Origin of the sequence: Pseudomonas hefeiensis, assembly GCF_030687835.1 — a bacterium.
GTDB lineage: Bacteria > Pseudomonadota > Gammaproteobacteria > Pseudomonadales > Pseudomonadaceae > Aquipseudomonas > Aquipseudomonas hefeiensis.
Window position 1 is genome coordinate 1,293,878 of the sequence record NZ_CP117449.1, and the last position, 23,126, is coordinate 1,317,003.

General features: G+C 61.2%; 18 protein-coding genes and 1 pseudogene. 10 read left to right on the forward strand and 9 right to left on the reverse strand.

Annotated features, from left to right (window positions below):
* Positions 1 to 32 precede the first annotated feature (32 nt).
* Together PSH57_RS05580 and PSH57_RS05585 are read right to left on the reverse strand one after the other, a co-directional pair.
* The gene (locus tag PSH57_RS05580; protein ID WP_305388304.1) at positions 33 to 1,907 is read right to left on the reverse strand and encodes a putative bifunctional diguanylate cyclase/phosphodiesterase; all 1,875 of its coding nucleotides are present in this window, start codon (positions 1,905 to 1,907) and stop codon (positions 33 to 35) included.
* Positions 1,904 to 4,195 carry a GGDEF/EAL domain-containing response regulator gene (locus PSH57_RS05585; protein ID WP_305388305.1) on the reverse strand — a complete coding sequence of 764 codons (2,292 nt, stop codon included), beginning with the start codon at positions 4,193 to 4,195 and terminating at the stop codon, positions 1,904 to 1,906. Before PSH57_RS05585 ends, PSH57_RS05580 begins: the two co-directional genes overlap by 4 nt.
* Positions 4,196 to 4,424: 229 nt before the next feature.
* Here PSH57_RS05585 and nosR point away from each other — a divergent pair, with 229 nt between their 5' ends.
* From nosR to PSH57_RS05605, 4 genes are all read left to right on the forward strand, one after another.
* Positions 4,425 to 5,792 (forward strand): response regulator c-di-GMP phosphodiesterase, NosR family, encoded by a 1,368-nt coding sequence (gene nosR, locus PSH57_RS05590; protein ID WP_305388308.1) that lies wholly within the window; start codon positions 4,425 to 4,427, stop codon positions 5,790 to 5,792.
* Between the two features lie 170 nt (positions 5,793 to 5,962).
* The gene (locus PSH57_RS05595) at positions 5,963 to 6,379 is read left to right on the forward strand and encodes an NUDIX hydrolase (RefSeq protein ID WP_305388309.1); all 417 of its coding nucleotides are present in this window, start codon (positions 5,963 to 5,965) and stop codon (positions 6,377 to 6,379) included.
* A gap of 24 nt (positions 6,380 to 6,403) precedes the next feature.
* Entirely contained in the window at positions 6,404 to 7,042 is a 639-nt protein-coding gene (locus PSH57_RS05600) for a LysE family translocator (RefSeq protein ID WP_305388310.1), read from the forward strand.
* A complete protein-coding gene (locus tag PSH57_RS05605) occupies positions 7,039 to 7,536 on the forward strand; it encodes a GNAT family N-acetyltransferase (RefSeq protein WP_305388312.1) in 498 nt (165 codons plus the stop codon). Before PSH57_RS05600 ends, PSH57_RS05605 begins: the two co-directional genes overlap by 4 nt.
* A 231-nt stretch (positions 7,537 to 7,767) precedes the next feature.
* On the opposite strand, the gene metR is transcribed toward PSH57_RS05605, so the two are convergent.
* Positions 7,768 to 8,685 carry a transcriptional regulator MetR gene (gene metR, locus PSH57_RS05610; RefSeq protein WP_256230521.1) on the reverse strand — a complete coding sequence of 306 codons (918 nt, stop codon included), beginning with the start codon at positions 8,683 to 8,685 and terminating at the stop codon, positions 7,768 to 7,770.
* A gap of 107 nt (positions 8,686 to 8,792) precedes the next feature.
* Here metR and metE point away from each other — a divergent pair, with 107 nt between their 5' ends.
* Together metE and PSH57_RS05620 are read left to right on the forward strand one after the other, a co-directional pair.
* Positions 8,793 to 11,105 (forward strand): 5-methyltetrahydropteroyltriglutamate--homocysteine S-methyltransferase, encoded by a 2,313-nt coding sequence (gene metE / locus PSH57_RS05615; RefSeq protein ID WP_305388314.1) that lies wholly within the window; start codon positions 8,793 to 8,795, stop codon positions 11,103 to 11,105.
* Between the two features lie 264 nt (positions 11,106 to 11,369).
* Positions 11,370 to 12,389 (forward strand): alpha/beta fold hydrolase, encoded by a 1,020-nt coding sequence (locus tag PSH57_RS05620; RefSeq protein WP_305416410.1) that lies wholly within the window; start codon positions 11,370 to 11,372, stop codon positions 12,387 to 12,389.
* Between the two features lie 178 nt (positions 12,390 to 12,567).
* Here the strand turns inward: PSH57_RS05620 and PSH57_RS05625 are convergent, their stop codons facing one another.
* On the reverse strand, positions 12,568 to 13,449 hold the full coding sequence (locus tag PSH57_RS05625) for a LysR substrate-binding domain-containing protein (protein WP_305388316.1): 882 nt from the start codon (positions 13,447 to 13,449) through the stop codon (positions 12,568 to 12,570).
* A 115-nt stretch (positions 13,450 to 13,564) separates the two neighbouring features.
* Here PSH57_RS05625 and PSH57_RS05630 point away from each other — a divergent pair, with 115 nt between their 5' ends.
* Both PSH57_RS05630 and PSH57_RS05635 read left to right on the forward strand, forming a co-directional pair.
* Positions 13,565 to 15,202, forward strand: coding sequence for a 5-guanidino-2-oxopentanoate decarboxylase (locus tag PSH57_RS05630; RefSeq protein WP_305388318.1), 1,638 nt, complete (start codon positions 13,565 to 13,567; stop codon positions 15,200 to 15,202).
* Complete coding sequence (locus PSH57_RS05635) at positions 15,199 to 16,647, forward strand: aldehyde dehydrogenase family protein (RefSeq protein ID WP_305388320.1); 1,449 nt, start codon at positions 15,199 to 15,201, stop codon at positions 16,645 to 16,647. Before PSH57_RS05630 ends, PSH57_RS05635 begins: the two co-directional genes overlap by 4 nt.
* Positions 16,648 to 16,779: 132 nt before the next feature.
* On the opposite strand, the gene PSH57_RS05640 is transcribed toward PSH57_RS05635, so the two are convergent.
* Entirely contained in the window at positions 16,780 to 17,709 is a 930-nt protein-coding gene (locus tag PSH57_RS05640; protein ID WP_305388322.1) for an AraC family transcriptional regulator, read from the reverse strand.
* A gap of 327 nt (positions 17,710 to 18,036) precedes the next feature.
* Between PSH57_RS05640 and PSH57_RS05645 the strand changes: the two genes are divergently transcribed.
* Both PSH57_RS05645 and PSH57_RS05650 read left to right on the forward strand, forming a co-directional pair.
* Positions 18,037 to 18,390, forward strand: coding sequence for a putative quinol monooxygenase (locus PSH57_RS05645; RefSeq protein ID WP_107321945.1), 354 nt, complete (start codon positions 18,037 to 18,039; stop codon positions 18,388 to 18,390).
* A gap of 41 nt (positions 18,391 to 18,431) precedes the next feature.
* Entirely contained in the window at positions 18,432 to 18,665 is a 234-nt protein-coding gene (locus PSH57_RS05650) for a hypothetical protein (RefSeq protein WP_305388328.1), read from the forward strand.
* Between the two features lie 157 nt (positions 18,666 to 18,822).
* Here the strand turns inward: PSH57_RS05650 and PSH57_RS05655 are convergent, their stop codons facing one another.
* The 4 genes and pseudogenes from PSH57_RS05655 to PSH57_RS05670 form a co-directional block, all read right to left on the reverse strand.
* On the reverse strand, positions 18,823 to 19,443 hold the full coding sequence (locus tag PSH57_RS05655; RefSeq protein ID WP_305388330.1) for a flavin reductase family protein: 621 nt from the start codon (positions 19,441 to 19,443) through the stop codon (positions 18,823 to 18,825).
* A gap of 285 nt (positions 19,444 to 19,728) precedes the next feature.
* The gene (locus PSH57_RS05660; protein ID WP_305388331.1) at positions 19,729 to 20,178 is read right to left on the reverse strand and encodes a heme utilization protein; all 450 of its coding nucleotides are present in this window, start codon (positions 20,176 to 20,178) and stop codon (positions 19,729 to 19,731) included.
* A gap of 301 nt (positions 20,179 to 20,479) precedes the next feature.
* Entirely contained in the window at positions 20,480 to 21,799 is a 1,320-nt protein-coding gene (locus PSH57_RS05665; RefSeq protein ID WP_305388333.1) for an MFS transporter, read from the reverse strand.
* Between the two features lie 280 nt (positions 21,800 to 22,079).
* Positions 22,080 to 23,025, reverse strand: a pseudogene (locus PSH57_RS05670) (IS110 family RNA-guided transposase).
* Positions 23,026 to 23,126: the final 101 nt, after the last annotated feature.

Here is a 23,126-nt window from a genome sequence, read left to right on the forward strand (position 1 = left end):
TGAAACTGTTGGTTTATGGAGCTCAGGTGTGTTCACGCAAGCGGGTTGTGGCGTTGTTCCCACTCGTTCATCCACAGGGCAAAGGCTTGTGGTTCCACGGCCTTGCTGAAGTAATACCCTTGGGCTTCCTCGCACTGGTGAAGTTTGAGGAACTCCAGTTGCTCAAGGGTTTCCACACCTTCGGCAATGATGTGCAGGTTCAGGCTCTTGCCCAGGCTGATGATGGTGCTCACCAGTTTTGCGTCATTGCTGTCGATGCTCAGGTCGCCGACGAACGACTGATCGATCTTCAACACATCCACCGGAAATTTCTGCAGGTAGCTCAGGCTCGAGTAGCCGGTGCCGAAATCGTCGATGGCCAGTCGTACCCCCAGTTGCTTGATGGCCTTGAGGATGGCGACGGTGGTGTCGACGTTCTGCATCAGCACGCTTTCGGTGATCTCCAGTTCTAACTGTGTCGGGTCAAGTCCGGTTTCCTTGAGGGTTCGGGCGATGCCTTCGACGAAACCGCGCTGGCGAAAATCGATGGTCGAGACGTTGACCGACAGGTAGAGCGGGCGCATGCCGTCGGCTTGCCAGCGACAGGCCTGCTGGCAGGCTTCCTGGAGCACCCATTGGCTCAGCGGGACGATCAGGCCGCTGTCCTCGGCCACCGGGATGAAATTCGACGGATAGACCAAGCCGTGGTCAGGCCGGTTCCAGCGCACCAGCGCTTCGACGCCGACCACTTTGCCGCTCCTCAGGTCGAGCTTGGGCTGGTAGTGCAGCACGAATTCCTTGCGCTGCAGGGCCAGGCGCAGGCCCGATTCGATGGTCTGCTGCTGTCGCGCCCGCCGGTTCATGTCTTCGGTGAAAAAGCGATAATCGTTGGGGCCGGTTTCCTTGACGTTGCGCATCGCCGTCTCGGCTTTTTTGATCAACGCCACGGCGTCGAAACCGTCGGCCGGATACATGCTGATGCCCAGGCTTGCGGTGACGGTCAGGTCATGACCGTCGATGGGATGGGGCGCGTTGATGGCTGTGAGCAGCTTCTCGGCCACCCCTTTGGTCTGTTGCGGGTCGGTGATGTCACCCAGCACCACCACGAACTCATCGGACCCGTAGCGAAACACCGAGTCGGATTCACGCACTACCGTTGCCAGCGCCCTGGCCACCCGCTTGAGCATTTCGTCGCCCACCGGATGCCCCAGCGCGTTATTGATACGCTTGAAACGGTCCAGGCCGATGAACATCACCGCCAGTTGCCGGTCGTGCCGACGGCACTGCGCCATGGCCTGGGTCAGACGGTCACCGAGCAGCATGCTGTTGGGTAACTCGGTGAGCACGTCGTATTGCAGCAAGTGGGAGACCTTCAGCAACTCCTGGACCCGCTCCTCGATCGTGCGTTCCAGGCTGCGCATTTTTCTCGCCGCATCCTGGGCCAGTTGCCATTTCCAGGTCATGGCACTGGCCATCTGACGGATTTCCAGGGTGTCGAAGGGTTTCTTCAGGATCAGCAACTGATCGTCGAACTCGATGCGTTCGGACATGGTTTCCCAGGAGTAATCCGAAAACGCCGTGCACAACGCGATTTGCAGCCTTGGGTCGGCCTCCCACAAGCGCTCGATGGTTTGCAGGCCGTCCCAGCCCGGCGGCATGCGCATGTCGGCGAACACCAGCGCGTAGGGCTGGCCTTCGGCCTGGGCGCGCTTGACCAGCTCCAGCGCCTCTTCGCCCTGATAGGCCGAGTCGATCTGAAATTGCAGGCGGCTGACCTGGGGTGTGCCAAACAGCAGGCTCTCGGTATCGTCCAGTGAATCGTCGCTACCGGCACCCGGGCTGAGGATCTTGCGAAAGTCCTGGTGGATCGCCGGCGTGTCGTCTACCACCAGGATTCGCCTGTTCGCAGGTACCGACATGGGGTTCATGGATTGCTCTCCGATAACTGGCTGGCCGGCCGGGTCCAATGGTCCGTCACCGGAACGATGGTGCCGGCCTTGAGCAATTCGGCGGCTTGTCCACTGTCGACTGCCGTGCTGAAGTAGTGCCCCTGGGCCTGCATCGACCCGCCGCTGGACATCAGCGTGGTGCGTTGCTCCTGGGTCTCGACGCCTTCGGCGATGATCCCGATGCCCACATCCCGGGCGAAGTTGATGATCGCTCGCAGCGTCATCGCGTTCTCGGGGTCGGCGTTGGCGCTGTCGAGAAACCGTTGGGCGAGCTTGAGGTGATTGACCCGGTAGGTTTTGAGGTAATCGAAGGAGGAGTACTCGGTGCCGAAATCGTCGATGGCAATTTGTACGCCCAGTTCGCACAGCCGCGGCAGTACGTCGTTGTGGGTCCACTTGGTTTGCGCCAAGGTGGCCTCGGTGACGTCAAAGCGCAGGTCCCAAGGAGCCAGGCCCCAGCGGGCAGTGGTGCGCAGCACGTCATAGATCAGCTCGGGACCGGTCTTGAGTTGTGTCAGGCAGAGGTCGATAGCAATTACCGGCGGCGCCACGCCCTGGTCACGCCACTGGCGCATCTGTTGACAGGCCTGGTCCAGCACCCAATGCCCCAGGCCAATAATGATCCCGGTCTTCTCGGCGGCCGGCATGAACGACGCCGGCTCCAGCCAGCCGCGCTGAGGGTGGTTCCAGCGCACTTGCACGCCCATGCCGAGGATTTTCCCGGTGCCCAGGTCGACCTCCGGCAGGTAGTGCAAGTGCAGTTCTTTATTTTCGATGGCCTGGCGCAGGTCGTTGGCCAGGGCGACGCGGTCGGTGACTTCCTGATTAATCTCATCGCTGTGGAAATGGTACTGGTTGCGGCCCTTTTCCTTGGATCGGTACAAGGCCATGTCGGACTGAGCCATCAGGCTGTCGGCGCTTTGGCTCTGGGAGGAGTACAGGCTGATGCCGATGCTCACGGAGATCCGCACGTCGTTGCCGTCCAGGGAGTAGGGCACCACCAGGGCATCCCGGATCTTGGCAGCCAGGGCGGCGCAATGGGTCGCTTCGTGGACATCCAGTTGCAGGATGGCGAACTCGTCGCCACCCAGGCGCGCCACCACGTCGTTCTCCCGGGTACAGCCCTTGATGCGCGCGGCGACCTCCTGCAGCAGCAGGTCGCCGATCGGGTGGCCCAGGGTGTCGTTGATCCGCTTGAAATGGTCCAGGTCCAGGTAAAACATCGCAAACGGTGCCGCCCCCCGGCGAGCCGCGGCAAAGGCTTGATGCAGGCGCTCGATCATGGTGGCGCGGTTGGCCAGCCCGGTCAGGCCGTCGGTGCGCGCCAGCAGGGCGATTTTCTCTTCGGCCAGCTTGCGTTCGGTGATGTCGAGAATGATGCCTTCCACCTCCAGCAGCAGGCCCTGTTCGTTGCGCACCGGAATGTAGCGGTTTTCCACCCAGCGGAACGCGCCGTCGCCGGTGCGCATGCGGAACTCGATGGACGCCCCAGCGGTGTCGCGGTTCAAGACGCGGACCATGGCGTCGTCGATCTTGCCCTGGTCGTCGGGATGGATCAGGGTTTGCGCCCACTCCGGCGAGTTGACCAGTTGCGCCGCGGTATGGCCGAACTTGGTGATGTTGTGGGAAATGTACATCAGCGCAAACGGCGGCTCGCCACGCAGGCGGTACAGAATGGTGGGGCTGTTCTGCACGATGATGTTGGCGTCGGCCAGCTCCCGTGTGCGTTCCTGCACCGCGCGTTCGAGCATGTCCATTTTCAGCGCCGCGTCTTCGGTCATCTGCCATTTGACGGTCAGGGTACTGGCCATCTGGCGGATCTCGATGGCGTCGAAGGGTTTTTTCAGGATGAGCAGGCGGTCGCCCAGTTCGAGGCGCTCGGCGATGTCTTCCCAGGAATAATCCGAATAGGCGGTGCACAGCGCCACTTGCAGCTTGGGGTCGACACGCCACAGCCGTTCGATGGTTTCAAGGCCATCCCAGCCAGGGGGCATGCGCATGTCGATGAACGCCATGGCGTAGGGTTTGCCCTCGGCCAACGCAGATTCCACCTTGTTCAGGGCTTCCATGCCCTGGAAGGCCGAATCGAGCATGAAACTCATGCTGGCAACCGCTACGGGCGCGCCGAACAGGGCTGCTTCTGCGCTGCTCAGGCTGTCCTCGGGGGTCGCATGGGGGCTGAGGATTTTTCGAAAGTCCTCATGAATTGCCGGGGTGTCGTCGACGATGAGGATCCGCCGATTGGCCCTTTCCGTCGGCAGGCTCATGGCCGTGCACCGTCGCGATGCTGACTGCTGAACCGTGGGTGCATCTGATATCCCTTCCGTTGGCATGAGTATTCTGGCCGGTACTTGGCCCTTCATGGTCTACAGCATAGCTGTCTCATTGGGATGCGCTCGGCCGGTCCAGGCAAAATCGTGTCTAAATTCGCGCAATCTACTAGCCTCTGTTTCGGGGGTAGAGTAGAACAGGTGTCGTTAACAGGAGGGGGGTCCAATGGAAGATCAATCGCAGGATGTACCGGTCAGGAAGCCGACGGTGCTGTTGGTCGATGACGAAGAGTCGATTCTCAATAGCCTGCGCCGCTTATTGCGCAGCCAGCCGTATGAAATCCTGCTGGCCGACAGCGGCGCCAAAGCCCTGGAAATCCTCAAGGAGCGGCCGGTCGACCTGGTCATGACCGATGCCCGCATGCCCAACATGGACGGCGCCACGCTGCTGGCGCAGATTCGCAAGCTGTATCCGTCGACCTTGCGCATCCTGCTCACCGGTTATGCCGATGTGGACATGATGACCAAGGCCATCAACGAGGGGCAGTTGTATCGCTACCTCAGCAAACCCTGGAACGATGATGAACTGGTGCAGGCCCTGCGCCAGGCCCTGGCGCACCAGCATTCCGAAAGCGAGCGCCAGCGCCTCGAAGCGCTGAACCGCGAACAGAACGAGCAACTGCGGATACTCAACACCACCCTGGAAAAACGCGTGGCGTCGCGCACCGCCGAGCTGCAGCAGACCGCCGACATGCTCGACCTGGCCTATGACGAGCTCAAGCGCAGCTATGTGACCGGCACCGAGGTGTTTTCGCTGATCGCCAACCTGCGCCTGCCCAAGGCCAAGCAGACCAACCGGCAGATCATCGAGCTGATCCGGGTCTACAGCAGGCTGCACTTTCTGGACGAATCCACCGACCGAGACCTGACCATGGCCGCGGCGCTCTACAACATCGGCAAACTGAGCTGGACCGACAACATGATGGTCACGCCTGCCGACATGCTGCACCACACCGAGCTTGATCTCTACCGGGCCTATCCGAAGCAGAGCGAGTCGTTGCTGATGACCCTGGACCCGATGAAAGATGCGGCGCGCATCATCCTCCATCACCAGGAACGTTGGGACGGCAGCGGTTTTCCCGATCATCTGCGGGGCGAGGCCATTCCGTTCGGTTCGCGGCTGTTGAAACTGGCAGTGGACTTCATCGAACTGCAGCGCGGGTTGATCCTGGAGCGGCAGATGAACAGCGACGAGGCGCTGGTCTACATCCGCAAATACGCCGGCAAACTGTACGACCCAGACATGGTGGAGGACTTTGTCACGGCGTGTGGTGAATACCTGGACGACGTGACCTTGTCGGATCCGACGGTGCAAGTCATGACCACCCGCGACCTGACGGCCGGCATGATCCTGGCCCGCAACCTCAACGCCGACAACGGCATGCTGTTGCTCAACGCCGGCAAGGTGCTGAGCGCGCCGCTGGTGGAAAAGCTGATTGCCTTCGAATCGATGGAAGGGGCGCGGTACAGCGTGTTCGTCAAAATCCCCGAAGAAGAAGCAGACCCTTCGGCACCGAAGCCGATGTTGGGGTGACCGGGCGCTGAAAAACCACACAGTCCCCTCTGTGGGCGCGAGCTTGGCTCCCACAAAAAACGCTCCCACAGTGGTTTCGTGTTGAGTCTGAAGGCGGTGCCAGGCTTTGCTCCCGTCGCTGCGCTCTGTAATCTTGCGGGCATTTTTCTGCCCGGGGGCTTTTATCCATCATGACCATTCCCATCATCCGCATCGCCGCCGCCCTGTTGATCGGACCGGACGGCCGGACCTTGCTGGTGCGCAAGCGCGGCACCCAGGCCTTCATGCAGCCGGGCGGCAAGATCGAGGCCGATGAGCAACCGGTCCAGGCCCTGGCCCGTGAGCTGGACGAAGAGCTTGGGTTGACGATTGATCCGGCTCAGGCCCGCTACCTGGGGGCGTTCAGTGCTCCGGCGGCCAACGAACCGGGTTTTGTCGTGCAGGCTGAAGTGTTTTTGCTGACCATCGATGCGCCGGTTTCGCCCGCCGCCGAGATCGAAGAAGTGCGCTGGATCGACCCGGCCAGTGACGGCGATCTGCTGCTCGCGCCGTTGACAGGCGAGGTGATCCTGCCGTTTTATCGAGCCAGCCTTCTCGAGACGTGCTGAACCCAGACTCAAGGACTGACGCCCATGATTCCATTGCCGGACCTGCTGATTTTTGCCGCCGCCGCGTTGTTGATGGTGCTCACGCCCGGCCCGAACATGATCTACCTGATTTCCCGTTCGATCTGCCAGGGTCGCAAGGCCGGCGTCACGTCCCTGCTGGGGGTGGTGGCGGGGTTCTTCGTGCACATGTTTGCCGCAGCGGCGGGGCTGACGGCGGTGTTCCTGGCGGTGCCCATGGCTTATGAAGTTTTGAAATGGGCCGGCGCACTATACCTGCTGTGGCTGGCCTGGCAGGCGGTCAGGCCCGGCGCACGTTCGCCGTTCCAGGCCCAGCAACTGCCTGCGGACTCGACGCGCAGGCTGATCACCATGGGGTTCCTCACCAGTGCCCTGAATCCAAAGATTGCAGTGTTTTACCTGTCGGTGTTCCCGCAGTTCATCAGCCCGGAACACGGTTCGTTGTTCATTCAGAGCATCATTCTGGGGCTGACGCAAATCAGCGTCAGTTTCAGCGTCAACCTGCTGATTGCCCTGTTCGCCGCCGGCATTGCCTCCTGGTTTGTCCATAACCCCACCTGGCTGGCGGCGCAGCGCTACTTCATGGGTTTTGTACTCGGCGCGCTGGCGTTGCGCCTGATGCTTGAGCAACGGCGTTCGGCGTGAACATTCGACGGCTCGCAGCCGGTGATGCCCAGGCGTATCGCGACCTGATGCTCCAGGCCTACGCGCTTCATCCCCAGGCTTTTACCTCCAGCGTCAGCGAGCGGGCGGCGATGCCGATAAGGTGGTGGGAATCACGTCTGAGCAGTCGGCTGGATGTGTTGTTGGGGGCGTTTGTGGAGCATGAACTGGTGGGCATTGTCGGGCTGTCCCTGGAGCCGCGGGAAAAAGCCCGGCACAAGGCCACGTTGTTCGGCATGTACGTCGCCGACCCCCATCGCCACGCTGGGCTCGGCTACCAACTGGTACAAGCGGCACTCGAAGAAGCCCGACGCCATACCTTTTTACGGCTGGTGCAACTGACTGTCACGGCCGGCAACGATTCTGCCGTCAGGCTCTACCAGCGCAGCGGTTTCGTACTGTACGGCCTGGAGCCGATGGCGATACGGGTGGACGAGGACTACCTCGACAAGGTCCATATGTGGCTGGAGCTCTAAACATACCGCCATCCTCTGTTTTGGGGGGCGGCTTCCATGGTGTGCCAACCAGCCCCCTCTGGGGCGAGCTGAACTCGCGATAGCGGCTGCACACTCACCATCACTGTCGGCTGACATACCGCCATCGCGAGCAGGCTCGCTCCCACAGGGGATTTGTGCTGTGAACACTATCGATGCCACCCAACAAATCCCTGTGGGAGCGAGCCTGCTCGCGATGGGCGCGACTCGGTATTACCGAACGGCACTCACCCCATCCAACGTCGAAAACGAAGTGTCCTTGGCCGTCAGCAAAAAGTCGCGCATGTAGGGCGCATCGAGCATGTCGGTGCGCACGGCGGCGTACAGCGTGGCGAACAAACCTTTCTCCCCCAGCCGCTTGGCTTTCACGTAGCCCCGCGAGCTGTATTCATGCAATGCCCAGTGGGGCATGCCGCAGACACCACGACCGCTGGCCACCAGTTGCATCATCATCACCGTCAGTTCGGACGTGCGTACCTGGGCCGGTTCGATGTCGGCCGGTTCCAGGAAACGGGTGAAGATGTCCAGGCGATCGCGTTCCACCGGATAGGTGATCAGGGTTTCGCTGACCAGGTCTTCGGGCACGATGCAGGGTTTGTTTGCCAGCCGGTGCTGGTTGGCCACGGCGAGCATTGCTTCGTAGGTGAACAGCGGCACGTAGGTGATGCCCGCCAGTTCCAGCGGGTCAGAGGTCACCACCAGGTCCAGATCGCCCCGGGCCAGGGCCGGCAGAGGGGCGAAGGCGAAACCCGAGGCCAGGTCCAGTTCGACTTCCGGCCAGGCGTCGCGGAACTGGTCGATGGTGGGCATCAGCCACTGAAAGCAACTGTGGCACTCAATGGCCATGTGCAAGCGCCCGGCGGTGCCTCCGGCCAGCCGACCGATGTCCCGCTCGGCGCTGCGCAGCAGCGGCAGGGTGGCGTCGGCCAGTTGCAGCAAGCGCAGGCCAGCGCTGGTGAAGCGCACCGGTTTGGTCTTGCGCACGAATAACTGCATGCCCAGGCGTTCCTCCAGTTCCTTGAACTGGTGGGAAAGGGCGGACTGGGTCAGGTGCAGGCGTTCGGCGGCTTCGACCAGGCTATCGGCTTCGCGCAGGGCATGCAGGGTCTTGAGGTGGCGGATTTCAAGCACCGTGGGCTCCATGAGTAAAACTCGTGATCAACACGAAAAGGTTGAGTTTGTCTCATGTAGGGCTGGCTGTCGACAATGGCGCCATCTTTTACAGGAGGACACACACCATGGCCCTGGCCCACACCTTAGGTTTTCCCCGCATCGGCGCCGACCGCGAACTGAAAAAAGCCCTCGAAGCCTACTGGAAGGGCGACCTGGCACCGGCCGCGCTGCAAGCGGTGGGGCGCGAACTGCGGGCCCGGCACTGGCAACTGCAGAAGGATGCCGGCATTGACCTGCTGCCGGTCGGTGATTTCGCCTGGTACGACCAGGTGCTCAGCCACACTTTGACCCTGGGGGCTGTCCCGCCGCGATTCCAAAGCACCCTCGACGCCCAGGCAAAGCCGACTCTCGACACCCTGTTCGCCATGGCCCGAGGCGCCACCGCTGCCTGCTGCGGTGCCGATCACGGGCAAGCCCAATATGCTCAGGAACTGACCAAGTGGTTCGACACCAACTACCACTATCTGGTCCCGGAGTTTTCCGCCGACCAGCGCTTCGCCCTGAGTTGGGAGCAACTGTTCGAGGAAGTGGACGAGGCCCATGCCCTGGGACACCGGGTCAAACCGGTGCTCATCGGCCCTTTGACGTATCTGTGGCTGGGCAAGGCCAAGGGCGAGGATTTCGACAAGCTCAACCTGCTCGAGCGGCTGTTGCCGGTCTACGGTGAAATCCTCAATCGGCTCAAGGCCCAGGGCGTTGAGTGGGTGCAGATCGACGAGCCGATCCTCACCCTCGACCTGCCGCAGGCCTGGAAAAGCGCTTTCGAGCGTGCCTATCACATCCTTCAGTATTCGCCGCTGAAAAAGCTGGTGGCGACCTATTTCAGTGGTCTGGAAGACAACCTCGGCCTGGCGGTGAGCCTGCCGGTGGACGGTTTGCACATCGACGCGGTACGGGCGCCGGAACAACTGGGCCAGGTGCTCGATCGCCTGCCGACTTACAAAATCCTGTCGGTGGGGCTGGTCAATGGTCGTAACGTCTGGCGCTGTGAACTGGAACAGGCGCTGGCGCAGTTGCAGCCGGCCCAGGAGCGTTTTGGCGACAATCTCTGGGTCAGCACCTCTTGCTCTCTGTTGCACAGCCCCGTGGACCTGGAGCGTGAAGACCGGCTCGACCCCGAACTCAAGAGTTGGCTGGCCTTTGCCGTGCAGAAATGCGGTGAAGTGGCGGTACTGCGCGATGCACTCAACGATCCACAGGCCCCCGGCGTGCAACACGCCCTGGCCAACAGCCGTGACGTGCATGCTCGTCGTGCCGCCTCGACACGCATTCATAAAGCCGAGGTCCAGGCCCGCCTCGCCGCGATAGGACCACAAGACAGCCAGCGGCGCTCGCCGTTTGCCCAGCGCATCGAGCAGCAGCGCGCACGGCTGAAGCTGCCGGCCTTTCCCACCACCACCATCGGCTCCTTCCCGCAGACTCCGGCGATTCGCCTGGCGCGTCAGGCCTACAAGCAAGGCAAGCTGTCGGCCAACGATTATCAGGACGCCATGCATACCGAGATCCGCCACGCCGTGCAGATTCAGGAGCGTCTCGGCCTGGACGTGCTGGTACATGGCGAAGCCGAGCGCAACGACATGGTGGAATATTTCGCCGAGCAACTGGACGGCTATGCCTTCACCCGTTTCGGCTGGGTCCAGAGTTACGGTTCGCGTTGTGTGAAGCCGGCGATCATCTACGGCGACATCAGCCGGCCGCAAGCAATGACCGTCGACTGGATCCGCTACGCACAAAGCCTGACCGACAAGGTGATGAAGGGCATGCTCACCGGCCCCGTGACCATGTTGATGTGGTCGTTCCCTCGTGAGGACGTCTCGCGTCAGGTCCAGGCGCAACAACTGGCCCTGGCCCTGCGTGATGAAGTGCTGGACCTGGAAAAGGCCGGGATCAAAATCGTGCAGATCGACGAGGCGGCGTTCCGCGAAGGTTTGCCCTTGCGACGCGGGCAATGGCAACAATACCTGGACTGGGCGGTGCAAGCGTTTCGCTTGAGCGCCTCGGGCGTGGGCGACGAAACCCAGATCCACACCCACATGTGCTACAGCGAGTTCAATGACGTGATCAAGGCCATTGCCGCCATGGACGCCGACGTCATCACCATTGAAACCTCGCGTTCGGACATGGAGCTGCTGGAGGCTTTCGAAGTGTTCGAGTATCCCAACGACATCGGCCCGGGCGTCTACGACATCCACTCGCCACGGGTGCCGGACACGGCCGAGATGGTTGCGTTGATGAGCAAGGCGGTGAAGCGGATTGCGGCAGACCGGCTGTGGGTCAACCCCGATTGCGGTTTGAAGACCCGGGCGTGGCCGGAGGCAGAAGCAGCGCTGGTGAACATGGTGGCGGCGGCGCGGCAGTTGCGCAGTCAGTTGGCCTGAAGCCGGCGCCTTGGGTCTGTACCTTGAGTCTGTACCTTGAATTTGTACCTGTGGGAGCAAAGCTTGCTCGCGATACAGACGCCTCGATTCCAGAAAGATCGCGCTGGCTTCATCGCGAGCAAGCTTTGCTCCCACAGACAAATCATTCACCGCAGCAGACCATTGGGCAATCTTCATCAAACTGTCACGCAACTGTGGCAGCGCGCTTGAACAAACTTCATCAGACTCGCGCTCTACTGGGGTTCTGCGTTTTGGTGTTTCTTCATGCGTGTATTTATGTTCCTGGCCGCGTTGTTATTCGGCCTGCCGTCGATGGCGGCTTCTCGATGTGATGTCAACGTTGCGACCCAACGGGTCGATCTGGATCAGGTAAGCCTGGCGTACCAGAGCATCGGCCGTGCCTCCGACCCGGTGTTGTTGCTGGTGATGGGCTTGGGCGGGCAGTTAATCCATTGGCCGGACGAAGTGGTGGCTGCCCTGTGCGAGCAGGGCTTTCGGGTGATCCGCTACGACAACCGCGACGTGGGCTTGTCCGCCTGGCGCCAGGCTCCCGGCAGCGCCAACCTGGCTTTTGAGGCCTTGCGCTACAAGCTGGGCTTGCCGGTGGCTGCCCCCTACACCTTGACCGACATGGCCGACGATGGGCTGGGGTTGATGGACGCGTTGCAGGTGCAAAACTTTCATGTACTGGGGGTGAGCATGGGCGGCATGATCGCCCAGCACATGGCGGCCATGGCGCCGCAGCGGGTTGAGAGCCTGACCCTGATCATGACCAGTTCGGGCGCCGAAGGCCTGCCGGCACCCAGTGAAACCCTGGTGAAGCTGTTGTCCCGGCGCAGTGCGCCGAATCGTGAAGTGGCCCTGGAACAACAGGCCGATCTGCTGGCCGCCCTGGGCAGCCCTATGGTGGTGGATGACCGTCAGGCACTGTTGCATCAGGCCGCCCAGGCCTATGACCGGGCCTTCAACCCCGAAGGCGTGCAGCGCCAGATCATGGCAATCATGGCCGAGCCGAGCCGGGTGGCGCTGCTCAATCAACTGCGCGTGCCGACCCTGGTGGTTCACGGCACCGCCGACCCGTTGTTGCCGGTGATGCACGGCGTGCACTTGGCGGCGCATATCCGCGGCAGCCGCTTGAAACTGATACCGGGCCTGGCCCATCGGTTTCAAGAGGCGTTCAAGGAGCCGTTGCTGGGGGCGGTGTTACCCTACTTGCAGCAGCACCGCGAAGACACCTCGCATTGGGCGCAGATCGAGCCGGTGCGGGTGCCGAATCTGCTCTAGCGTTTCCTGTGATAAGGGGACTGACCTGTGGCGAGGGGATTTATCCCCGCTGGGTTGCGAAGCGACCCCAAAACTGGCGCCTCGGTATGTCAGGCTGATCATGTTCGATTGCTTGGGGCCTGCTGCGCAGTCCAGCGGGGATAAATCCCCTCGCCACAGGGGGCTTGCAGTGAAACAGCTACCGTGCCTGCGCCTGCTCCACCAGCCACTCCATCAATTCCTGCAACTGCTCCGACGCTGCGGGCTTACGCGGGTACACCAGGTGATAGGCCAATCCGGTCCTGACCTTCAGTTCGAACGGCATCACCAGTCGCCCGGCGTTCAGGTCGTCGCCTATCAGCGACCAGTCGCCAATCGCCACGCCCGTGCCTTGGGAGGCCATGGACATCGCCAGGTCCAGGGTTTCGAAATGCTGGCCTTTGCTGACGTTGTTCAGTTGCACCTGCGCAGCCTCCAGCCAGGCGTTCCAGTCGCGCTCGTCACTGGTGGGATGGAGCAGCAGATGGTGTTGCAGGTCGGAGGGTGAGCGCAGCGGCACCGGACCTTCAAGCAGTGGACGGGAACACACCGGCGTCAGCTGTTCATCGAACAAGTGCAGGCACGCCAACGAAGGCGTGGGCAGCGGCCCGTAGACCACTGCGGCGTCGAAGGTTTCGCGCTGGAAATCCACGCCGTGGCGGACGGTGGTCGTCAACGCCACCGGTATGTCCGGCCGTTCCTTCTGCCATTGCAGCAAACGCGGCATCAACCAGCGCAATACGCAGGTCGGCGCCTTGAGCTGCACGCTCTGGCGTTTCTCGCCGATCTGCTCCACCGCTTCAGCGATCAGGCCGAACACCTGTTGCACCCGTGGTAACCACGCCTGGCCCTGCGGCGTCAGGCTCAGGCCCCGTGCCTGACGCAGGAACAGCGCATAACCCAAATGCTCCTCCAACCCGGCGATCTGCCGACTCACCGCGCCCTGGGTGATGTGCAGCTGTTCCGCCGCCCGGGTGAAGTTGCAGCACTGGGCGGTGATCAGAAACGTGTGCAGCGCCGGGAGCGGGGGAAGTCGTTTCATTTGGAATCGAGCCATGACGTAGGGACATGGCTAGTATGACTTTTTATCCATTGTTGCGGCTATGGCCTAGCCGTTCCAATAACGCCATTCCCCGAAAACAAGAAGGTCAGTGGCAATGGCGACGTGCGGCGAAGTATTGGTCAAGTTACTCGAAGGGTATGGCGTGGAGCAGGTGTTCGGGATTCCCGGCGTGCACACAGTCGAGTTGTATCGCGGGCTGGCCCGTTCCAGCATCCGCCATGTGACGCCGCGTCACGAACAGGGTGCCGGGTTCATGGCCGACGGGTATGCCCGCGTCAGCGGCAAGCCCGGTGTGTGCTTCATCATCACCGGCCCCGGCATGACCAACATCACCACCGCTATGGGCCAGGCCTACGCCGATTCGATCCCGATGCTGGTGATCTCCAGCGTACAGTCCCGCAGCCAGTTGGGCGGCGGACGCGGCAAGCTGCACGAGCTGCCGAACCAGAGTGCGTTGGTGAGTGGCGTGGCGGCGTTTTCCCACACGCTGATGTCCGCCGCCGAGTTGCCGGGAGTGCTGGCGCGGGCTTTCGCCTTGTTCCAGGCCAGTCGCCCGCGGCCGGTGCACATTGAAATCCCGTTGGACGTTCTGGTGGAAGAGGCCGATGCCTTGCTCGCCTCCACGCCAGTGAACATCAGCCGTGCCGGGGCTGCGCCGAGTGCCGTGGCGCAGATGTCAGCCATGCTGGCGAAGGCCCAACGGCCCCTGATCCTGGCCGGTGGCGGGGCCATTGATGCCGCCCGCGAACTGACCGAACTGGCTGAGTGCCTTGGCGCACCCGTGGCGTTGACCATCAACGCCAAAGGCTTGTTGCCGTCCCGTCATCCGCTGTTGATCGGCTCCACGCAAAGCCTGGTGGCCACCCGCGCACTGGTGGCCGAGGCCGATGTGGTACTGGCCATCGGCACCGAACTGGCCGAGACCGACTACGACATCACCTTCGCCGGCGGCTTCGAGATCCCCGGTGCATTACTGCGCATTGACATCGACCCGGACCAGACGGTGCGCAACTACCCGCCGTACCTGGCGCTGGTGGCCGACGCCCGCAGCGCCAGCCAGGCCTTGCTCGATGGGTTGAAACAACACTCCCTGACCTGGCGCGACAGCGATTGGGGCCAGGTGCGAGCTGCGCGGTTACGTGCGGATCTGGACCGGGACTGGGACGTCGCGACCCGCGCGCAGACCTTGTTCATCGACACGGTTTTGCAGGCCTTGCCCGACGCAGTATTCGTCGGTGACTCCACGCAACCGGTGTACACCGGCAACCTGACCTTCAACCCGGAACATCCCCGTCGCTGGTTCAATGCGTCCACCGGCTACGGCACCCTCGGCTATGCCTTGCCGGCGGCCATCGGCGCCTGGCTCGGCGGCGTCGATTCGGGTCACGGTCGTCCGCCAGTGGTGTGCCTGATCGGTGATGGCGGGTTGCAGTTCACCCTGCCGGAGCTGGCCAGCGCCGTGGAAGCAGGCGTGCCAGTGATCGTGCTGCTGTGGAATAACCAGGGTTACGAAGAGATCAAAAAATACATGGTCAACCGCGCCATTGAACCGGTGGGCGTGGACATCTACACCCCGGATTTCATCGGCGTGGCCAAGGCTCTGGGCTGCTTTGCACACGCCATCGACGGTGTGGAACCATTGCGCGCCGCGTTGCTGGCGGCCCAAGACCGCCAAGGCCCGACCCTAATCGAAATCGATCAGGCGCGCTGGATGATGGAGGTGGCCCAATGAACTTCCCCACCACCCAGGACGGCCTATATATCAACGGCCAATGGTCATCGGGTGACCAGCATTTGCGGGTGATCAACCCGGCAACCGAAGCGCTGCTGACCACGGTCAATGGCGGCGATGAGCGTGCGGTCGATCAGGCTCTGGATGCGGCGACCCAGGCGTTGGCTCAATGGTCGACTACCACCGGCACCGAGCGCGGCGCGATCCTGCGTCGGATCGCCGCCGGCGTGCAGGCCGGTCGTGAGCGGTTGATGCACCTGCAATCGAGCAACAATGGCAAACCGCTGTTCGAAGCGGCCATTGACGTTGATGACGTGGTCGCCACCTTCGAGTATTACGCCGAACTGGCCGAAGGGCTGGACGCCCGGCAGGACAGCCCGCTGGCATTGCCCAGCGATGACTTCAGTGCACGGCTGCGCCGCGAACCCTGTGGTGTGGTGGGATTGATCGTGCCGTGGAATTTCCCGATGGTCACCACCGCCTGGAAGCTCGCCCCGGCCTTGGCTGCCGGCTGTTGTGTGGTGCTCAAACCTTCGGAGGTGACACCGCTGCCGGAGCTGGAACTGGCTTCGATCATAGACGGATGTGGCTTGCCGCACGGGGTGTTCAACCTGATCTGCGGCACGGGTCTGGCCGTGGGCGCGCCGCTGGCGACAGATCCGCGTGTGGCGAAGATTTCCTTTACCGGCAGCAATGCGGTGGGTGTGCAGGTGATGCAACGGGCGGCGGAAACGGTAAAGGGCGTGAGCCTGGAACTGGGGGGCAAGTCGTCGTTGCTGGTGCTGGCCGACGCCGACCTGGAGCTGGCGGTGGAACTGGCCTGTGGTGGCGGTTTCTTTAACGCCGGGCAAATGTGCTCGGCCACCAGTCGCGTGCTGGTCGCCGATGAGCTGGCCGATGAGTTCCTGCAACGGCTCAAGACGCGTGCCGAAGCGATTCGCGTGGCTGACCCGTTTGACCCTGACGTGGAGATGGGCGCGCTGGTCAACCAGGCGCAATACCAGCGGGTGCTCGGGCATATCGACCGGGGCCTGAGCGCCGGGGCGACGCTGGTGTGCGGCGGGCAACGACCCGCGCATTTGCCACGCGGCTATTTTCTACAGCCGACAGTCTTCACCGACGTGCCTGTGGACAGCGCACTGTGGTGCGAAGAAATCTTCGGGCCGGTGTTGTGCGTACGCGGGTTCTCCAGCGCGGAGCAAGCGATTGCCCTGGCCAACGACAGCCGTTTTGGCCTGGTGGCCAGTGTCGTCAGTCGCGATATCGAAGTTGCCGAACAGCTGGCCAATGCTTTGCAGGCGGGACTGGTGTGGATCAACGCCCCCCAGGTGATCTTTCCCCAGGCGGCGTGGGGCGGTTACAAGCAGAGCAGCATGGGCCGCGAGTTGGGGCCTTGGGGGCTGGCGGCGTTTCAGGAGATCAAGCATGTGGTGCGGGCGGTTTGAACGCTAGATGTTCGTTGTCTGCTCTGGCCCTTTCGCGAGCAAGCCCGCTCCCACAGGGTCCTGCATACACAGGTCAAAATGTGGGAGCGGGCTTGCTCGCGAAGGGGGCGGCCCAGTCAATAAGGCACCGAGTCAAACCGTCAACTGCAACCGCGCCAGATCCCGCAGCGGCGGCGCGCCGAACAGGCGGCTGTACTCGCGGCTGAACTGCGAAGGGCTTTCATACCCCACCCGATACCCCGCCGCCGAGGCTTCCAGCCCTTCGGCCAGCATCAGTCGCCGGGCTTCCTGAAGGCGCAGTTGCTTCTGGTATTGCAGCGGGCTCATGGCCGTCATGGCCTTGAAGCGGTGATGCAGGGTCGAGACGCTGAGGTTCACTTCCCGGGCCAGGTCATCGATGCGCAACGGTTGCTCGAAATGGCCGTTGAGCCATTTGATCGCCTGACTGATGCGATGGCTCTGGCTGTTGGTGATGGCGATCTCGTACAGCCGATAGCCCTGGGGGCTGCGCAGCAGACGGTACAGAATCTCCCGGCGCACCAGGGGCGCGAGCATGGCGATATCTTTCGGGCTGTCCAGCAACCGCGCCAGGCGCAACACGGCGTCGAGCATCGGCGTGTCCAGCCGTTCTACATACAGGCCGCGACCGGTGGGGCGCGTGGGTACGCCCAGGGGGCCCGCGTCGGCGATCAGTGCGGTGATTTCCGCCGGATCGATGTCCAGGCGCAGGGCCAGGATCGGCTGGTCAGGCGAAACGCTGGCGATGCAACCACTCAGAGGCATCGAGACCGAGACCACCAGGTAATGGAGCGGGTCGTAGTTGAACAACTCATCCGCCAGGCGCACCTGTTTGCTGCCCTGGGCCATGATGCACAGCGCCGGTCGCGCCAGCACCGGTGCGAATTGATGGGCTTGGCTGTGGCGCGACAGATTCAGCGAGTCGATGGCCGTGGCGTAGCTGCCGTCTTCACTGGTATTGCGGGTGATGATCGACGCCAGTTCGGCGCGCTGTTGTTCCAGATACGTGTCCAGCGGGACGTGGGCGTGGTCAAGCGGCGACATGCCGGAATCCTCAGGAAATGGGGAGCGATGAACAAAGCTTATGTTTGTGCAAGTTGCAGTGGTAGCCACATCCTGTCGAAAGCTTGCCTGATCCTGCACGGCGCATCGAATCGCAACGGCATAATGTGACCGAAACTTGCTTGAAACCTTTTGTTTCAACTTTCTCGGCTCTTCGCGGATGGAGGGCCGATTGGGTCCCGCTCCCGCGCAGGAATGTGCAATGGGTCGGCAGGAATCGACTAACAAGGCTGGCGTCGTGGCGCTTAACCTTTGATCCTGTCGCAGCCTGTCCCGGGCTGCACAACGGATTACCTGGGAGGGTTGAACATGTCTACACAGATCCCCGTCAGTCATATGGCCTTTGTGCGGGCCCGTTCCGGTTGCTCCAAGCCATTGGGGGCACGCCTGAGTACCCTGATCGCGCCTTCGCGCCAGGCTCCCGGATGCCTGCATTTTGCCTTGCAGCAATCGCAATGCGACGCCGATCTGTGGCTGGTGTCCGGGCTGTGGGTCAATCAACAGGCGATGGATGCTTATTTCAACTCACCGGCCATGGCGATCTTCGCTGAACTGGTGCAGGACCTGGTGGTAAGCAGCCTGGATTTCCACACCTTCAGGGAAGTGTCCGCTGCCCAGGCGACCGAAGGGTGCCTGGCGAAGGTACACAAACTGGCGGGTTGAAGGTTTAATGAGCGTCATTTCCCATCGCCAGGATGCGCAATATGGCACGCAAAGCCTTTGAAACCTTCGAAGCTGTTTCCGCAGTCGTCCCCAAAGAGGGCGGCGGCTACTACGCGGCGATTGCCACCAAAGCCATTGGTGGTTCCGGTGCGCCGCGTTTTAACAAGGTGCTTGAAGAACAGACGTTCAAGACTGCCACTGATGCCGACTCGGCTGCGGCCATTGAGTTGACCCATCTCAAGGGTGTGGGCGATGAGGGCGAGCTGATTTGGTAATCAGCATCACCCTGTGGCGAGGGGATTTATCCCCGCTGGGGCGCGAAGCGGCCCTGAATACAGTCCAGTCACCTCGGTGTCAAACCTACCGATTTGGGGCTGCTACGCAGCCCAGCGGGGATAAATCCCCTCGCCACAAGGTGTGATGTGCAACCTTCTATTGAGGACGGTGCATCTTGAATAGCGCCTCAGGGCCCAGCTGGAAATAATCCGCCGGTCCGCCGCCGCGCAAAATCGGCTCGGCGGCGGCGGTGTCGTACACCCCATCCTTCAACAGCCATTTGGCGATATGCACGGCGACCACTTCGCCGAGGATCAGCCAACTGGGCACCAATGCCTTGTCCGCGCGCTGCAACTGGATGATCTGGGTGACCTTGCATTCGAAGGACACCGGGCTTTGCGCCACGCGTGGCACCTGGATCACCCGTGATGGCGCTGGCGTCAAACCGGCCAGTTCGAATTCATTGACCTGTGGTGCGACCATGGCGCAGCTCTGGTTCATCTGCTCGGCCAACGGGCGTGTCGCAAGGTTCCAGGCGAATTCGCCGGTCTGTTCGATGTTGTTCAGGCTGTCTTTGCGCCCGACGCTGCAGAACCCGATGATTGGCGGAATGTAGTTGAAGGCGTTGAAAAAACTGTAGGGCGCCAGGTTCAGGTGACCTTCGGCGTCCTGGGAGGAAATCCAGCCGATGGGGCGCGGGCCGACGATGGCATTGAACGGGTCGTGCGGCAGGCCGTGGCCCTGGGCGGGTTCGTAGTAGTGGATGTCGTCGGGCATGGGGCGAAGGTCCTGAGGATGGATTTTGAGGATGGTGTGGATAGTGCCGGGGGCGACTGTTTTTGTCAGCACCTTGGAACCTTGTGGGAGCGGGCTTGCTCGCGAATGCGGTCAGTCAGTTGATATAGATGCTGGCTGGCACACCGCATTCGCGAGCAAGCCCGCTCCCACATTTTGTTCTTCAGTGAGAGCACTTTTGTGTTCGGCTTGAGGCTGGCCGTTTTCCTGTACCCCAAAAACAACTAAGCCCGGCCGAAGCCGGGCTGTGAGAGAGCCTCGTTGGGATTAGCTGAGAGAGGCAGTGTTGGTGCGATCAAAGCCGTCTTCAGCGACAGTGTTCGAGCCGGTGCGGTCGAAGCCGTCTTCAGCGACAGTGTTCGAGCCGGTGCGGTCAAAGCCGTCTTCAGCGACAGTGTTCGAGCCGGTGCGGTCAAAGCCGTCTTCAGCGACAGTGTTCGAGTTGGTGCGATCAAAGCCGTCTTCAGCGACAGTGTTCGAGCCGGTGCGGTCAAAGCCGTCTTCAGCGACAGTGTTCGAGCCGGTGCGGTCAAAGCCGTCTTCAGCGACAGTGTTCGAGCCGGTGCGATCAAAGCCGTCAGCGGCAACCGTGGCAGCGCCGGTGCGGTCGTAGCCATCAGCGGCAATGGCCGACTGGGTGCGGTCGAAGCCATCGGCGGCGAAGGTGTTGGCAGCCAGTACGGACAGGGTCAGGGCGAGGATCAGTTTGGTTTTCATGGTCGTTCTCCGAAGTGGTCGGCGTTGATCGCCTTGGGTGTGAATTCATATTACGCTTGTTAAATTGATTAAAAATCGCAAAAAAATGCTAAAACAAATCGAATTAATCGATTGGTTGTGGGTTGTCAGTGGACGGCCGATAAATCTCATCACCGGCGTATCCGAACAGCGTTTGTTGAGGATGAGGATGCAGGGCAGGCATTAACCAGAGATTAATGTCGGATAAATCTTCAGACACACGGCACAAAAAAAGGGGCGAACCCGTTCAGGTTCGCCCCTTTCGTTTGTGCGTATTTGCAGGTCAGTCGGTCAAGATCCGCGAATGCTTGCGGGTGTCTTTCATGGTGATGTAGACCAACAGCGACACGGCGATGCACGCCGTCACGTACCAGTAGTAGCCGGTTTCCATGCCGATGCTCTTGAACCACAGAGCGATGTACTCAGCGGTGCCGCCGAAGATCGATACGGTCAAGGCGTATGGCAGGCCGACGCCCAGGGCGCGGATTTCGGTGGGGAACAGTTCGGCTTTCACCACGGCGTTGATCGAGGTGTAGCCGCTGACGATGATCAGCGCGGCCATGATCAGGAAGAACGCACCCCACCAGGTCTGGACGGTGTGCAGGGTGGTCAGGATCGGTACGGTGAACAACGTCCCCAGGATGCCGAAGGCGATCAGAATTGGCCGCCGACCAACCTTGTCCGACAAACTGCCGATCACCGGTTGCAGGCACATGAACAGGAACAGTGTGGCGGCGGAAATGGTGGTGGAGTCGGAAATGCTCATGCCGACAGTGTTCACCAGGTATTTCTGCATGTAGGTGGTGTAGGTGTAGAACGCCAGGGTGCCGCCCATGGTCAGGCCGACCACGGTCATCAACTCTTTTGGATGGCGCATCAAGGTGCGCATGGCGCTTTCCTTGGCTTTTTCCTTTTTAGTGAACGACTCGGTTTCTTCCATGCCGCGACGCAGGTACAACGCCACTATCGCGCACAACGCGCCGATGGCGAACGGAATGCGCCAGCCCCAGGCATACAGCTCTTCGGTGGTCAGGAAGCGTTGCAACACGATCAGCACCCCGAGGGCGATGAGCTGGCCGGAGATCAGGGTCACGTATTGGAAGCTGGAGAAGAAGCCGCGACGCTCCTTGGTGGCCATCTCGCTTAGATAGGTTGCCGAGGTGCCGTATTCACCGCCCACCGACAGGCCCTGAAGCAAACGGGCGACTACCAGCAGGATTGGCGCACCGACGCCAATGGTTTCATAGCCGGGGCTCAGGGCGATGATCAGCGAACCGAAGCACATCAGGTACACCGAGGCCATCAGCGCTGCCTTACGGCCGGCGCGATCAGCATACAGGCCCATCAGCCAGCCACCGATCGGGCGCATCAAAAAGCCCACGGCGAAGATCGCGGCGGTTTTCATCAGTTGCGCCGTCGAGGAGCCGGCCGGGAAAAATACTTTGGCAAAGTACAACGAGAAGGCGGCGTAGACGTACCAGTCATACCACTCGACCATGTTGCCGACCGAACCGCTGAAAATCGATTTGATCCGGCTGGCGGTGGTTCTTTCACGGGCGGGCGCGGCAGCCGACCCGAGGGGAAGGGCGTTGGAGTTATCCATTGAAGGATCCTTCGTTTAATTGTTTTTGTGGAGCGCGTAGGAACGCAGCCTGCCAGGGCTATAGCAGGAGCTGTGCCACGTGGGAGAGGGCCGGTCTAGAGGGGTTTACGGTGTGAAATGAGCGGAAATCCGCTTGTCTTGGATTGGGGGTGGGCGGGAATCCGCTTATTCAGGGGAGATGTGTTGTTGGTACTGGCCTCATCGCGAGCAGGCTCGCTCCCACATTTTGATCTGCGTACACATAACCCTGTGGGAGATTCTATGGTGCCTGAATAGCCCTCTAAACACTTTTTGGCTGGTATTCGCTCTGGTTCTTCAACAGAGCAAATACCACTCGGGCAAGCTTGCGGGCCAGTGCCACCAATGCCTGAGTCGTGCTGAGCCCTCGGGCTCTCAAGGCTTCATAAAACCCCTTCCATGCCGTTGTGCGACGCGCTGACATCGCGGCGTTGTGCATCAGCCTACGCGCCTCCGGATCACCTCGCTTGGTCAGGCAGCGGCGGCCCTTTTTCTTCCCTGAATCCGATATGCGAAGGTCCAAACCTAGGAAGGCAATGAAGGCATCGGCATTTCTGAAGTCTCCGCGCTGGAAGGATGCGAGCAAACGGGCACCGCTCAATAGGCCAATGCCTTCGACTTTCATGCAGCGTTTGAGCTGATCCAGCAGCCCGGCTTCCTTCAATTCTGTCTGGATTGTTTTTTCAACCAGGGCTTCCAGTCTCTGCATGGACTTGATCTGGTTATTGAACGAGGTCTTGAGCAGCGGCTCGTTCGCCCAGCTTTGCTTAAGACTGACACGAGCTTGAACCACGGCCGCCCGACGCCGGAAAAGGCTTATAAGCCGACGGTACAAAGGTGATGGTGGAGTCCAAGGGGTCAGATTTTGCCCTTCGTTTTTTAAATACGGGCCAGTAGCTGAGCATCCAAAGCATCGGTTTTAGCACGAACGTTCACCCCTTGCGGTAATGACTCAGTTCATAACCACCGACCATGTAAATCCTGCAATCGGCCCCATGCGCCAGATCGGCGAACTCCAAGTGATAGATATTGGTGGCTTCGATGGCGACATTCACTGGCGCAGACAAGGCTTTGAGCCATTTCTTGATCGCCGCTTTAGTGTTGGGGATCGTCTCGAGTCGATCTGATTCGGCGTGAAAAATCACCAACTCGTCTTTGGCGACATCAACACCTACGATCGGCTGAGTGATGGGGACAGGCATTGCCATTGAAAATCCTCCGGGCTAAGGTTTGAACACTTGAAGGGTTCACCCAGAGGCGCAGGCTTGTTCCTATCGTCGGTCTAGGCCAGATGCATTCTTTATCGGCG